12 protein-coding genes are annotated in these 13,158 nt (G+C 63.1%); 8 read left to right on the top strand and 4 right to left on the bottom strand.

What is annotated here, in order from left to right; translation table 11 throughout:
- The first annotated feature begins 18 nt into the window (after positions 1–18).
- From ACIPZ8_RS25760 to ACIPZ8_RS25790, 7 genes are all read left to right on the top strand, one after another.
- Positions 19–996: a glycosyltransferase family 2 protein gene (locus ACIPZ8_RS25760; protein ID WP_400729360.1), complete on the top strand. Its 978-nt coding sequence runs from the start codon at positions 19–21 to the stop codon at positions 994–996.
- Positions 997–1,003: 7 nt separating this feature from the next.
- Positions 1,004–1,951 carry a DUF535 family protein gene (locus ACIPZ8_RS25765; protein WP_400729363.1) on the top strand — a complete coding sequence of 316 codons (948 nt, stop codon included), beginning with the start codon at positions 1,004–1,006 and terminating at the stop codon, positions 1,949–1,951.
- Positions 1,952–1,973: 22 nt separating this feature from the next.
- Positions 1,974–3,179: a glycosyltransferase gene (locus ACIPZ8_RS25770; protein WP_400729365.1), complete on the top strand. Its 1,206-nt coding sequence runs from the start codon at positions 1,974–1,976 to the stop codon at positions 3,177–3,179.
- Positions 3,173–4,360 (top strand): glycosyltransferase family 2 protein, encoded by a 1,188-nt coding sequence (locus ACIPZ8_RS25775; RefSeq protein ID WP_400729368.1) that lies wholly within the window; start codon positions 3,173–3,175, stop codon positions 4,358–4,360. The genes ACIPZ8_RS25770 and ACIPZ8_RS25775 overlap by 7 nt, the downstream gene beginning before the upstream one ends.
- Positions 4,360–5,109 (top strand): WecB/TagA/CpsF family glycosyltransferase, encoded by a 750-nt coding sequence (locus ACIPZ8_RS25780; protein ID WP_400729371.1) that lies wholly within the window; start codon positions 4,360–4,362, stop codon positions 5,107–5,109. The genes ACIPZ8_RS25775 and ACIPZ8_RS25780 overlap by 1 nt, the downstream gene beginning before the upstream one ends.
- Positions 5,110–5,305: 196 nt before the next feature.
- Positions 5,306–6,727 carry an undecaprenyl-phosphate glucose phosphotransferase gene (locus ACIPZ8_RS25785; RefSeq protein WP_400729373.1) on the top strand — a complete coding sequence of 474 codons (1,422 nt, stop codon included), beginning with the start codon at positions 5,306–5,308 and terminating at the stop codon, positions 6,725–6,727.
- Between the two features lie 36 nt (positions 6,728–6,763).
- A complete protein-coding gene (locus ACIPZ8_RS25790; RefSeq protein ID WP_400729376.1) occupies positions 6,764–8,425 on the top strand; it encodes a phosphoethanolamine transferase in 1,662 nt (553 codons plus the stop codon).
- On the opposite strand, the gene ACIPZ8_RS25795 is transcribed toward ACIPZ8_RS25790, so the two are convergent.
- Positions 8,426–9,370, bottom strand: coding sequence for a LysR substrate-binding domain-containing protein (locus ACIPZ8_RS25795; RefSeq protein ID WP_400729379.1), 945 nt, complete (start codon positions 9,368–9,370; stop codon positions 8,426–8,428).
- Between the two features lie 146 nt (positions 9,371–9,516).
- Between ACIPZ8_RS25795 and ACIPZ8_RS25800 the strand changes: the two genes are divergently transcribed.
- Entirely contained in the window at positions 9,517–10,893 is a 1,377-nt protein-coding gene (locus ACIPZ8_RS25800) for an L-serine ammonia-lyase (RefSeq protein WP_400729382.1), read from the top strand.
- 48 nt (positions 10,894–10,941) lie between these two features.
- Here the strand turns inward: ACIPZ8_RS25800 and ACIPZ8_RS25805 are convergent, their stop codons facing one another.
- The 3 genes from ACIPZ8_RS25805 to ACIPZ8_RS25815 all read right to left on the bottom strand — a co-directional run bounded on the left by ACIPZ8_RS25805 (position 10,942) and on the right by ACIPZ8_RS25815 (position 12,925).
- Positions 10,942–11,397 (bottom strand): DUF1842 domain-containing protein, encoded by a 456-nt coding sequence (locus ACIPZ8_RS25805; RefSeq protein WP_400729385.1) that lies wholly within the window; start codon positions 11,395–11,397, stop codon positions 10,942–10,944.
- A gap of 19 nt (positions 11,398–11,416) precedes the next feature.
- Positions 11,417–11,998, bottom strand: a complete 582-nt coding sequence (locus ACIPZ8_RS25810) for a DUF1842 domain-containing protein (protein WP_400729388.1) — start codon at positions 11,996–11,998, stop codon at positions 11,417–11,419.
- A gap of 249 nt (positions 11,999–12,247) precedes the next feature.
- Positions 12,248–12,925: a DUF3313 domain-containing protein gene (locus tag ACIPZ8_RS25815; RefSeq protein ID WP_400729390.1), complete on the bottom strand. Its 678-nt coding sequence runs from the start codon at positions 12,923–12,925 to the stop codon at positions 12,248–12,250.
- Positions 12,926–13,158 lie beyond the last annotated feature (233 nt).

Genomic DNA, 13,158 nt, shown 5'->3' on the forward strand with positions numbered 1-13,158 from the left:
AGTTGACGAGTGAGGCCCATGGAAACAGGCATTGGAGTGGTGGTGATCGGCCGCAATGAAGGCCAGCGTCTGGAGCGTTGCCTGTTATCCCTGATGGGGCGGGCGGACCAGTTGGTGTACGTGGACTCGGGCTCCTCTGACGGCTCGGTACAGCTGGCGAAACGGCTTGGCGTCGAAGTGGTTGCGCTGGACATGACGCAACCTTTTACCGCTGCGCGGGCGCGCAACGAAGGTTTTACTTGCCTGCAGGGCATCGTGCCAGGCATTCGCCATGTGCAGTTCGTCGATGGCGATTGTGAAGTCGATGCTGGCTGGCTGGGCAAGGCCCAGGCGTTTCTCGACCAGCACCCGGACGTGGCGGTGGTGTGCGGGCGCCGTCGCGAACGCTTTCCGCAGCGCTCGGTGTACAACCTGCTGTGCGACCTGGAGTGGGACACCCCGGTGGGGGAAGCCAAGGCCTGTGGCGGCGATGCACTGATGCGTGTCGACGCCTTCATGGCGGTGTCCGGTTTTCGCCCGGAACTGATTGCCGGCGAAGAACCGGAGCTGTGCGTGCGCTTGCGTGCGGGTGGCTGGAAGGTCTGGCGCCTCGCCGACGAGATGACGCTGCACGACGCTGCCATGACCCGCTTCGGGCAATGGTGGCGGCGCAGTCTACGTGCCGGTTATGCCTATGCCGAAGGCGCTTACCTGCATGGTCAGACGCCGGAACGCCATTGGCTGCGGGAATCACGGCGCGCCTGGCTATGGGGCCTGAACCTGCCATTGGCGATACTCGCCGTGAGCCTGTTGTCGGGCGGTTGGGGGCTGTTGTTGTTGCTGGTCTATCCGCTGCAGATCGTGCGCCTGGCCCGCCGGGGCGAGCGTTCGACGCGGGAGAACTGGTGGCAGGCGGTGTTCCTGGTGCTGGGCAAGTTCCCGGAAATGCTCGGCCAGGCGAAGTTCCTGCTGAACAGGTATGCGGCCGGCAAGGCGCTGCTGATCGAGTACAAATGACATGACGATGACGTTCAGATCGCTGGCCAAGAGCGTGCTCACCTTGCAGCCCGGCTATTCGCTGCGCGCGCTCAACAACAAGTTCAAGTTGACGGTATCCATGGCCCGGGAGTGGTCCGGCTTGCAGGCCTTCGCCCAGCGCATGTCACGGGCACTGGGCCAGGACCGCTTCGAGCGGCTGGGCGTCGATTGCATTGGCGTCGTTCAGTGGCCTTACATCAGCAAATGCTGGAGCGCCCCGCAGCGTCTCGACGCGGTGGCGTCGCACTATGAAGTGGTCGCCGCACACTGTGCCCCGTTGCTGCTGCTGCGGCGTGACGAGCACCGGCAGCTGTGCGACCTGCGGGCGTACTCCAGCGGCTGCAGCCTGGTACTCGACCGGCCGATCTGGTTCAAGCGCGAAGGGGAGCTGGTGATCAACCTGTTCCAGGGCGAACTGCGCGTGGCCTCGCTGGCCTTTACCCTGTGCCGTGAAGCAGCGGGCCTGTGCCTCTACATCGGCGCCGTGCAGGGCATCCACAAGGGCGTGGACAGCGAGACCTCGCTGACGATCTATCGTGACCTGACCAAGGACTTCGAAGGCTTGCGGCCCAGAAGCCTGCTGATCGAAGCGATCAAGTGCGTGGCAAGAACGCTGGGGGCCGTGCGTATCTATGCGGTGGGGGATGAGTACCGCCACCATCGCCATCCCTATTTTGGCGCCGACAAGCATCAGGACCTGGCGGCCAACTACGATGTGATCTGGCAGGAAAACGGCGCCGGGCCCTCGGACCGCGAGGACTTTTTCACCATTCCCCTGGCCCCCGCGCAGCGTGCGGCAGAGGACGTCGCAGCGAAGAAACGGGCCATGTACCGCAGGCGCCATGCCTTGCTGGATGACGCGTTTGGCCAGATACAGGCCGCCTTGGCCGGCAGCCCTGTGCAGCAGGGCACGGCAGGCCTGGCCATTCAGTAAACGGACACAGATTCGGGGCACTATGCGCATCGCTTATTTCATCAATCAGTATCCGAAGGTCAGTCACAGTTTCATTCGCCGCGAAATTCTGGCGCTGGAGCGCCAGGGCATCGAGGTGCAACGCATCGCCTTGCGTGGCTGGGATGCCGAACTGCACGATGATCAGGACCTGGCAGAACGGGGCAAGACCCGCTATGTGTTGCAGGAGGGGTTGAAGGGCTTGCTCAAGCCGTTGTTCGAGACCGTGCGGGCACAACCCAAACGGTTTCTTGGCGCCCTGCGCCTGGCCCTTCGCCTGGGCTGGCGCGCTGATCGCCCATGGCCCTACCACCTGGTCTACCTGGCCGAAGCGTGCCGGGTGGTGCAATGGTTGCAAGCATCCGCCGCAGACCATGTGCACGCACACTTCGGCACCAACTCGACAGAAGTGGTGATGCTGGCCAATGCCCTTGGCGGGCCGGCCTACAGCTTCACCGTGCATGGGCCGGAAGAGTTCGACAAGGCGCAGATCCTGCACCTGGGCGAGAAGGTGCGCCGGGCCGCTTTCGTGGCTGCCGTCAGTTCCTTCGGGCGCAGCCAGTTGTATCGCTGGGTGGCGCATGAGCACTGGGGCAAGGTCAAGGTCGTGCATTGTGGCCTGGAGCGCAGTTTTCACGAGGGCACTGCGCTTGCGCCACCCGCTGCGCCTCGGCTGGTTTGCGTGGGACGTTTGTGTGAGCAGAAAGGCCAGCTGCTGCTGATCGAGGCGGCGCGTACCCTGGCGAGCCGGGGCGTGGCCTTCGAGCTGGTGTTGGCCGGCGATGGCGAACTGCGTGGCCCGATCGAGGCGTTGATCGCCCGGCATGGCTTGCAGGCGCAGGTGCGCATCACCGGCTGGATCAGCAGTGCACAGGTGCGGGACGAACTCCTCGCCGCGCGTGCCCTGGTACTGCCCAGTTTTGCCGAGGGTTTGCCGGTGGTCATCATGGAGGCCATGGCGTTGCGTCGGCCGGTGCTTACCACCTTCGTGGCCGGCATTCCCGAACTGGTCCACCCGAGCGAGAACGGCTGGTTGTTCCCGGCCGGTTCCGTCGAGGCATTGACCGAGGCCATGCTCGACTGCCTGCAGCAACCGGTGGAGGTGCTGCAGCGCATGGGCGAGGCTGCCTACCAGCGCGTGCTCGAGCGCCACGACATCGATACGCAAGCAGCCAGGCTGGTCAGCCATTTCAAGGTGGCCACATGTTGACCCTGTTGAGCGGATTGTTGGGCCTGGCGGCGCTGCTGGTCCTGTTGCCGACGCTGGTGCTGTTCACCCAGGTGCTGCTGGCCTGCCTGCCTGCGCCTGCACGGGGCGCCCGGCAAGGTAAGCGTGCGCGGGTTGCCGTGCTGGTGCCCGCGCACAACGAGGCCATGCTGATCGCGTCCACGCTTGCCAGCATCAGGCCGCAATTGCGTGAAGGCGACCAGTTGCTGGTGGTCGCGGACAACTGCACGGACCAGACCGCGAGCCTGGCCCGCGCGGCGGGCGCGCACGTGGTCGAGCGCCAGGATCAGCAGCGTCGGGGCAAGGGTTATGCATTGGACTTCGGGGTCCAGCATCTGCGCCAGTCGCCCCCCGAGGTACTGATCATCATCGACGCAGACTGCCAGGTAGGCGCGGGGGCGCTCGAGGAACTGGCGCGCTGTTGTGTCGACAACGCCCGGCCCGCGCAAGCGCTGTACCTGATGCATGCGCCTGCTGGCGCCGGGTTGAGGGTGCAGGTCGCCGCCTTTGCCTGGCGGGTGAAGAACCTGGTCCGCCCGCGTGGTTGGGCCCGGGCGGGCTTGCCCTGTCAGTTGATGGGGGCGGGCATGGCCTTTGCCTGGCAAGACGTGTCGGCCGTCAATCTGGCCACCGGGCACCTGGTTGAAGACCTCAAGCTGGGCCTGGAGTGCGCTGCGCTTGGCAAACCGCCGCTGTTTTGCCCGCAAGCCGTGGTCAACAGTCACTTCCCGACCAGCCAGGAAGGCCTGAGCATCCAGCGCAAGCGTTGGGAGCATGGTCACCTGGGGATGGTGTTGGCCGAGGGGCCGAGGCTTTTGGGCCGCGCGCTGATACAACGCAACTGGCCGCTGTTGGGCATGGCCGCGGACCTGCTGGTGCCGCCGTTGGCCTTGCTGTCCTTGCTGCTGATGGTGCTTTTTACGGTCACCTGGCTGGCGTTCGGGCTGTTCGGCGTGCTGTTGCCAGCGTTGCTTGCCACCCTGGCGCTGGGGCTGCTCGGCGCTGCCGTCCTGCTGGCGTGGGCGCGCTTTGCTCGGGAGCTGATCCCGTTTGCGGTACTGATGTACGCGCCGTTCTATGCGGCGAGGAAAATCCCCCTGTACCTGGGGTTTCTACTCAAGCGCCAGGTGGACTGGGTGCGTTCGAAGCGGGATGACAGCTGATGGAAGCGTGGGCCTGGCTGCAACGCTGGAAGTCGGTCATGGGCAGGTTGCACCTGGTCCAGGATGCCGCGGACGAGCAACGCCTGCTGGTGACGCTGAGTTCACCGCAGCGGGCAACCGTGCTGGGTTTCGTCAACGCCCATGCCATGAACCTGGTCGCTGGCAGGGCTGATTACTGCCAGGCACTGGCGGCCGCGGACGTGCTGCTGCGTGACGGTGCCGGCCTGGCGATATTGCTGCGGCGCCTGGGGCTGGCCCCCGGGCTCAACATGAACGGCACGGACTTCATCCCCAAGCTGCTGGCGGCCTTCGAGGGCAGGCGCGTGGCATTCTGGGGCACGCGCGAGCCGTTCCTGTCCGCGGCCGCGCAGCGCTGCGAAGCGCAGTATGGCGTGCAGGTGGTGTCACGGCACGATGGCTTTGCCGAGCTCGACACTTACCTCGGCCTCGCTCAGGCACATCAGCCAGCGCTGATCGTACTGGGCATGGGGATGCCCAAGCAGGAGCAGGTGGCCGCTCGGCTCGCGGCGCTCGACAGCCCCTGCCTGATCGTGTGCGGCGGCGCCATTGTCGACTTCCTGGGGGGCAAGGTAACGCGAGCACCCTACTGGGTGCGGCGTCTGAACGGTGAGTGGGTTTTCAGGTTGCTCAAAGAGCCCAAGCGCCTGTTTACGCGCTATGTGATTGGCAATCCGTTGTTCCTGTTGCGTGCGTTGCTCTATGCCAGAGCGCCTGTGCATCGAGGGTAGTGGCAAAGCTGAATGCTGCCTGTCGAGGCGGTCGAACGGCTCCGCAGCAAACGCCGGGTGCTGCTACAGTGATATCAATCGACGCGGGGCGCCGTGCTGCAAAATTTCAAAGGTTTTTCAGGTACCTGAGGTGAGTTTCCATCGCTTCGTTGTGATGGTCAGGCATTTGCCACACACAGTTCAGTGAGGCCTTACGATGGTTTTCGAACCCAGAAGCAGTCGGTCGTTGCTCCAGCGCAGAAGCAGTGTCAGCAACGCCATTCAAGCGGGCCTCGACGGGATTGCCGTCACCGGTGTGGCGTGGTACCTGATCTATGACCAGTTCGGTTACATCACCTCAGACTACGTGATCATGCTCCTGCTGCTGATCGGCGCGCTGGCGGTCATTTATGACCACTACGCCATCTACCGCAGCAATGTGGGGCTTTCGGTAAAGGCCTTCAGGCTGTTCAAGGCGTGGTCGGCGACATTCTGTTTCCTGGTGGTCATCGCCTTCCTGACCAAGCAGAGCGAAACCTATTCACGCCTGCTGGTCGTTCAACTGTTTGTCATCGGCTATATCGTCCAGTTGTTCCTGCATGTGGCCATGCGTGAGTTGCAGAAGCGCTTCACGGCCCATGCGCGGCTGGACAATGCCTTGATCATCGGCAATGGCGACCTGGCCAACTTCCTGTATCAGAAGATCAGCAACAACCCGTGGTTCGGTGAGCGGGTGATGGGCTGCATCTGGGTCGACCAGGAAGAGGATCAAGCCCGCGAGGCGCAAGATGCAAAGCTGCGCCTGCCGGTGTTGGGCAGCATCGCCGATCTGGACGAGATCATTGCCCAGCATGGCATCCGCACGGTGTACCTGGTAACGCCCCTTGGCGGTTCCGCCGTCATTCAGGATGTCTACCTCAAGTTGCTCGACAAGTGCATCGCGGTCAATTGGGTGCCGGACATCTTCTCGTTGCGCCTGATCAACCACAGCGTGCGTGAGATCGCCGGGATTCCGGTGCTGACCCTGTCGGAAACGCCACTGACCGGGACCAGCCTGTTCCTGAAGAACCTCGAGGACCGCGTACTGGCCGCACTCATCCTGCTGTGCGCATCGCCGGTGTTGCTGGCAGTCGCATTGATCATCAAGTTCGACAGCCCGGGGCCGGTGTTCTTCCGCCAGGACCGCACGGGCTGGACCGGGGAGTCGTTTCGCATCTGGAAATTCCGCAGCATGCACGTGCATCAACCGGAAAACGGTGTGGTCGAGCAGGCGCAGCGCAATGACAAGCGGTTTACCCGGGTTGGCGCATTCATCCGGCGCACCAGCCTCGATGAACTGCCGCAACTGTTCAACGTGCTGACCGGCGACATGTCGCTGGTCGGCCCGCGGCCCCACGCCTTGCAGCACGACAACTTGTATTCACCGGACATCGTCGACTACTTCGCCCGCCACAACATCAAGCCCGGCATGACCGGGCTGGCACAAGTGCGCGGGTACCGGGGTGAAACCAAGGACATCGAGCAGATGATCCAGCGGGTCAATTCGGACATCGAGTACATCAACAACTGGTCGTTGTGGCTCGACTTCGTGATCCTGGTGCGAACGGTCAATGCCTTCACCGGCAAGCAGGCTTACTGACGCCGGAATCCGGCGTGGCGTAAAGGGGGAGGGTGCATGAGCTTCTTGTCAGCGAAAGGGGCAGGTGCCGCCAGGCTGTTGAAAACCGAGTGGCCCTCGCTGCTGCTGTGGGCGTTTCTGTTTTCGCCGCTGTTGGCCAGGCTGTTGGCGGATTGCCAATGCGCGAAGATCGACTTGCTGGTCTTGTACACCTTTGCCATTTCATTTTTGTGGCTGCTGGCAATCCGCTTCGTATCCGCCAACCAGTTCAAGGTGCACCTGCTGCTGTTGCCTTTCTATCTGCTGGCGAGTATCGACCTGTTCGTCGTGCTCAACTTCAATTCGCGCCTGACAGCGGCCTACCTGTTCATTGCCTTGACCAACTACAAGGAAGGGGCGGATTTTCTCGCCACCTACTGGCGCTCGATCAGCGGCATCCTGGCCGTGTTCGCCGTGTGCTACGGGGTGGGGCTGGCCGGATTGCACGGGCGTCGCCTGTACCGCAACAAGGCCATTCTTGCGCTGGCGCTGGGCGGCTTGCTGCTGGGCTATGGCGCCTACTTCTACAAGACCGTCAAGGTCAATTCGCTGACCAAGGGTGCAGTGCTCGACCTGGTGGCGAAAGACCAGAGCACACCCGTAGGTTACCTGTCGCAGATCGGCCTGACGGCAACCCTGTATGTGGAGTCCAAGGGGTACATCAAGCAGCGCATGGAGTCGGAGGTGAAGATCACCAGCCTCTCCGACCAGGCCGACATTCAGACCCTGGTGTTCGTCATCGGCGAATCGTCGCGCCCGCAGAACTGGTCGTTGTACGGCTACCCGAACAGGACCACCCCCCATCTCGATCAGCAGCCGGGGCTGTTCAAGTTCAACCGCATGTGCACGACCGCACCCTATACCTCGGTAGCGGTGCCTTCGCTGCTCAGCCTGGAACCGATCCGCGACTGGGACCTGATTGCGTCGAACAAATCGCTGGTAGGGATTTTCCGCGCGGCCGGCTACGACACCTACTGGCTGTCTTCACAGGAGGTCGACAGCTTTGGCGGGATCATTCCGCAGATTGCCGCAGAAGCTCAATACCGTCAGTACCTGGAGCGCAGTTATGACGGTGCGCTGATCCCGGCGTTGCAGAATGTGCTGGGCAAGGCCAATGGGCATCGGCAGGCGATATTCATTCATATCAAAGGCAGCCACTTCGAATACGCGCGGCGTTTCCCGGGCGACTTTGCCCAGTTCAAGCCTGCCAGCGACAGCCAGAAAGACCGGGTCACGGCCGATTACGACAATTCGGTGCTGTATACCGACTGGCTGCTGTCCTCGATCATGCAAGCGCTGACGGCCAGCCAGAAGAAAGTGCTGCTGGTGTACGCCTCGGACCACGGCGAGAACCTCCTGGATGACAGCCGGCAACTGTTGGGCCATGGTTTGGGTAATGAATATGACCTGTCGACCTCGGCGTTTGTCTGGTCCAGCGGCAACCTTTCGCCGGAGCAGTCGGGCAAACTGCAGAAGTTGAAGGCCAGGGAGGATCAACAGGTCAGCATCGCCTCGCTGCCGCATACGCTGCTGAACATGACCGGGATATCGATGCCGGGCTATGACAGCACGCAGGACTTGCTCAGCGATGACTTCAAGGCCTCGGCGTGCCCGCATCTGCTCGGCACCGGCTATGTGCCGTCGTTCAACTTCGACATCAAGCACATCGCCGCCGACTGATCAGGCCGGTAGCACCAGTGGGTGCAAGGCGCGAAAGCCCTGGGCTTCTTCCACCAGCCAGTCATGCACCGCACGGGCACCGGGCTGGTTCAGCCCGCCCGGCGGGTAGTGCACCATGTAGCGCTTGTGGTTGGCGATGGGGTGGCCGAACGGCACGATCAAGGCGCCGCGTTCAAGCTCGTCATTGAGCAGCGTGCGCCGGGCAATGGCCACGCCGATGCCGGCGATTGCCGCTTCGATGGTCAGGTGGTTGCGGTTGAAGGTATGCCCTCGGCGCACATCCAGCCCGGCGGCGCCGATACCCTCCAGGTAGAACTCCCACTCGGCGTACTCCGAACTGCCGCGCCAGGCAGTGATGTCATGCAATAGCGGGTAGTGCACCAGGTCTGCCGGGCCATGCAGCGGTGGGCGGCCGCGCAGCAGCGCGGGTGAGCAGACCGGGAAGATCTGTTCGTCCAGCAACGGGGTCGACAGCATGCCGGGGTAACTGCCGTCGTTGAGGTCGATGGCCAGGTCGAAGTCCCCGGGGTGCAAGGCCTGGGCGCTGTCTTCGGCAACCAGGCGCAGCTCGATGTCCGGGTAGCGCTGCTGGAAGCGCGGCAGTCGCGGGGTGAGCCACTTGGCCAGAAACGACGGGATCGAGCGCAGGCGCAAGGTGCCGCGGATTTCCCCGGCATCCAGGCGCAGCAGTTCGGCCTCGATGCTGCCATAGGCTTCGGTTACCGTCTGAGCCAGGCGCTGGCCCTCGGCGCTCAGCTCCACACCGCGCGCCCGGCGCAGGAACAGCTTGTAGCCCAGGCGCTCTTCGAGCTGGCGCATCTGCTGGCTGACTGCACCGGGGGTGATGTGCAGTTCTTCGGCGCAGCGGGTGAACGACAGGTGCCGCGCCGCACAAGAGAAGACATGCAGCCAGACGAACATCTGGCCATTGAGTTGTCGTCGCATCGTTTAGCCCTGCTAAAGCCTTGCTTAGAAAGTTTCGTTGGTCATCTGCCAACGAGCGCGGCAGTATCGCGCAAATTGGCAATACCGTTCAATTTTCTCAGATATCCGTGCGGCAGCATTCAGCGCCGACACGGTCAGGCATTAGCATGGCTATCAGTGTTTTCGACCTTTTCAAGATTGGCATCGGCCCGTCCAGCTCTCACACCGTAGGCCCGATGCGGGCGGCAGCGAGCTTTGCCCAGGCATTGCGGGAGCAAGGCCTGCTGGCACAGGTGCAGCGCATCGAAGTGCGGCTGTACGGCTCGCTTTCAGCCACCGGGGTAGGCCATGCCACTGATCGTGCCTGCCTGCTCGGCCTGATGGGGCAGTGGCCAGATCGCATCGACCCGACCACCATCGAACCGCGCATCCATCAACTGCTGCAGGAGCAGTGCCTGATGCTCGATGGCAGCCATCCGCTGGTGTTCCAGTACGCCCGCGACATGCTGCTGCTGGACGAAAGCCTGCCTTATCACCCCAATGCCATGACCCTGGAGGCCATGGGCGGCCATGGCAGCCTGTTCCAGCAGACCTACTATTCCATCGGCGGCGGTTTCATCGTCGAGCAAGGCGAGATCGACGCACCGCAGGCTGAGGCCAATGCCGTTCACCTGCCGTACGCGTTTTCCAGCGGCGCCGAACTGCTGGCCCTGTGCAAGGCCAACAACCTGAGTGTTGGCCAGCTGATGTTGGCCAATGAGTGTGCCTGGCGCCCGGAAAGCGAGGTGCGCGAAGGCCTGCTGCGGATCTGGGCGGCGATGCGCGATTGCGTCGACAACGGCCTGCGCAACGAAGGCGTCCTGCCCGGTGGGCTCAACGTCAAGCGACGTGCTGCACGGCTACACCGCAGCCTGCAGGAGGCCGGGCAGCCCAATGTGATCGGTTCGACCTTGAGCGCCATGGAGTGGGTCAACCTGTTCGCCCTGGCGGTCAACGAGGAGAATGCCGCCGGCGGGCGCATGGTCACCGCGCCCACCAATGGCGCCGCGGGCATTATCCCGGCCGTGTTGCACTACTACATGAAGTTCAACCCGAGCGCCTGTGACGACGATGTGGTGGCGTTTCTGCTGGCGGCTGCCGCGGTCGGCATCCTGTGCAAGATGAACGCATCGATCTCTGGGGCTGAAGTCGGCTGCCAGGGCGAGGTAGGGTCGGCCTGCTCGATGGCCGCTGCGGGCCTGGCCGAAGTGCTGGGTGCCACACCGCCGCAGCTGGAAAACGCCGCCGAAATCGCCCTGGAGCATAACCTCGGGCTGACCTGCGACCCGGTCGGCGGGTTGGTCCAGGTGCCGTGCATCGAGCGCAATGCGATCGCCGCGGTGAAGGCGATCAATGCCGTGCAGATGGCCCTGCGGGGTGATGGCGAGCATTTCATCTCGCTTGACCGTGTCATCCGCACCCTGCGCGACACCGGCGCCGACATGCATGCCAACTACAAGGAGACGTCGCGGGGTGGCCTTGCGGTAGCGTTCGTCGAGTGTTGATTGGCGTTTCGCCGGCAAGTGGTCTTGCCGGCGAACGCTGCTTGCGGGTTACACGCTTTCCAGCTGGCTGACGGCCGCCTTCAGCCGCTGGGCCAGTTGCGCACGGCCCTGGTGGGTCACATCCGGTGCCTTGCGCACCCGCCCGTGCTGGTCGACCCAGTGGCCGTTACTGAAGTAACGGTAGCTGGCCGAGCCATTGTTCCAACCGGTTTCCAGCAGGCCGTGCAGGTGGAAGGTCTGCGCGATCTGGCTGAGCGGGCCGCTGGGGCTGCCGTCCAGGCTCAGGACGATCGACGGTGCGCCGGCCGGCGCGAACTGCAGCTCGCTGTAGTCACCCCACACGTTGGCCTGGAATGGTTGCGACGGGTAAGTGGCCTGGCTGGCGCGGGCCTTGCCGGAGACTTTCTTGGTCACGGCATTGACCAGCAGGTCGAGGGTCAGGGTCGGGGCGCCGGGCAAGCCGTTGCTGACATTCAGGCGAACATGGAACAGTCCGATTGCCATGGTATCTCTCCTTGCCTGCTCAGGCTTTCTTGGCGGCCTTGGTGGCCGGGGACTTGGTCGCTGCGAGGGCCTGGTCGAGGCCACCGGTGGCCAATTGCTTGAGGTGCGCCAGATCGCCGTTGGCGATGGCGGCCTCAAGCGTGGCGTTGTGCAGTTCGCTGTGCAGGTCGACATTGGCCAGCTGCTGGATGCGCTGGCCTTCGAGCGTGACCGGGACGTTGTCCACGCTCACCCAGCGCTGGCCGTTGTAGTACTCGTAGTCGGCCACGCCGTGCTGCCAGCTCGGGTCGAGCAGCGCCCTGAACTTGAACTGCACCGGTGAGTTGGCATGCGGGCCACCCTGGTTACCCTGGGCGGTGATCAGGATCCTGCCTTCGCTCGGTTGCTGGACGGTGAGGTAGGTGTAGCTGCCCCAGACGTCCAGCTGCAGGTCCAGCGGTGGGTTGATGGCCTGGGTGATCTGGGCCGCGCCATTAAGGCTACGGTCCGGGGTATGGACCAGCAGGTCCAGTTGCAGGCGCGGGGCGCCAGCGGCGTTGTTGCCGATCTGGTAGGACACCGGGAACAGGCCTACCGAAGGTGCGAGCAGTGAATCAGACATGATTGCCTCCGTTGCATTCGATGAATGAAAAACCGATACACAGCTGCGAAGGCGGGCGGAAAAGGCGGGGAGATGAGGGAGCCGGGCGGCGGTGTTGCTTGCCCGGAGCGAGCGGCTGTTGTCAGCCTGCTTGTGCAACCAGTCCCTGGTCTGCGGTGCCGCCTGCCTGGCAGCCCGCTTGAGTAAAGCAGGGCTGCCAGGCAGTGATGGCGTTTTTGAATGATCTCCGACGAGCGGAGCGGCTTTGCGTTACTTGCTCTTGTTCTTGAGGGTGAGGAAGCTGGCGCGCATGTCCTTGGCCCAGCCATCGAGCACGGGTTTTACATCGTTCAGGGTCAGCTTGGTCTTGTCGTTTTCCAGCTCTTTGCCGGTGCCCTTGCGCACCACCTGGGCCAGCACCTTCTGGTTGCCGCCATCGAGGAAGGCCGCTTCGACACCGACATCCACTTCCTGGTCGCGGCCACCCATCGCGGTGTTGACGCCTGCCGAGATCAGCGCGATCGGGATGAATTCGTAAGGTTTGAGGCTTTCATTACTGGTAGCAACTGCGGTGATCGCCGGGCGTACCACGATGGTGCCCGGGCCGGGTGCCTTGGCCAGGGTCAGCACGCTGCCCATCTCGCGGCGCAAGGCTTCGTTGAAGTAGCGGGTGATTTCACTCAGCGTCTGCTGGGAAATGACCGCCGTCGCTTGCGGCTTGGGATAGAACTGGCTCGGCTCGATGAAGACCTGCGTGTACTGGTTGACATTGACCTTGGGGTCGATCCAGCGCATCACCGGAGCACCGGTTGGGCTCTTGGCTTCCTGCAGTCGGCTGTAGTCCTTGAGGAAGCCGGAATAATCCTTGGGGTCCACGCGGTTGCTGGAGCAGGCGGCCACCGCGAGCAGAGCGGCACACAACAGGGTAACGCGAGGCAATGATTTCATGATGATCATGCATCCATGATGGGTCGGCCAGAACAACGCTAGCAGGTGCTTGGCAGATGGCCAGTGGACGTTTGAAAACCCTTGAAGTTTTGCATGGGTGTTTTATGGTTGTGCATGTCTTGAAAATTGTAGTGCCTTTGAGATCGAGCGCCGCCCGCGCGGCGCATCGCAGGCAAGCCTGCTCCTACATCTGTTTCGGGCCAATCAATCCTGGGGCATTGGCGCGCGTACCC

Source organism: Pseudomonas sp. NPDC089422 (assembly GCF_044749405.1).
Lineage (GTDB): Bacteria > Pseudomonadota > Gammaproteobacteria > Pseudomonadales > Pseudomonadaceae > Aquipseudomonas.

Coding starts and splice junctions, on each gene's coding strand:
- ACIPZ8_RS25760 (WP_400729360.1), top strand. CDS start 19: ATGGAAACAGGCATTGGAGTGGTGGTGATCGGCCGCAATGAAGGCCAG.
- ACIPZ8_RS25765 (WP_400729363.1), top strand. CDS start 1,004: ATGACGTTCAGATCGCTGGCCAAGAGCGTGCTCACCTTGCAGCCCGGC.
- ACIPZ8_RS25770 (WP_400729365.1), top strand. CDS start 1,974: ATGCGCATCGCTTATTTCATCAATCAGTATCCGAAGGTCAGTCACAGT.
- ACIPZ8_RS25775 (WP_400729368.1), top strand. CDS start 3,173: ATGTTGACCCTGTTGAGCGGATTGTTGGGCCTGGCGGCGCTGCTGGTC.
- ACIPZ8_RS25780 (WP_400729371.1), top strand. CDS start 4,360: ATGGAAGCGTGGGCCTGGCTGCAACGCTGGAAGTCGGTCATGGGCAGG.
- ACIPZ8_RS25785 (WP_400729373.1), top strand. CDS start 5,306: ATGGTTTTCGAACCCAGAAGCAGTCGGTCGTTGCTCCAGCGCAGAAGC.
- ACIPZ8_RS25790 (WP_400729376.1), top strand. CDS start 6,764: ATGAGCTTCTTGTCAGCGAAAGGGGCAGGTGCCGCCAGGCTGTTGAAA.
- ACIPZ8_RS25795 (WP_400729379.1), bottom strand. CDS start 9,370: ATGCGACGACAACTCAATGGCCAGATGTTCGTCTGGCTGCATGTCTTC.
- ACIPZ8_RS25800 (WP_400729382.1), top strand. CDS start 9,517: ATGGCTATCAGTGTTTTCGACCTTTTCAAGATTGGCATCGGCCCGTCC.
- ACIPZ8_RS25805 (WP_400729385.1), bottom strand. CDS start 11,397: ATGGCAATCGGACTGTTCCATGTTCGCCTGAATGTCAGCAACGGCTTG.
- ACIPZ8_RS25810 (WP_400729388.1), bottom strand. CDS start 11,998: ATGTCTGATTCACTGCTCGCACCTTCGGTAGGCCTGTTCCCGGTGTCC.
- ACIPZ8_RS25815 (WP_400729390.1), bottom strand. CDS start 12,925: ATGAAATCATTGCCTCGCGTTACCCTGTTGTGTGCCGCTCTGCTCGCG.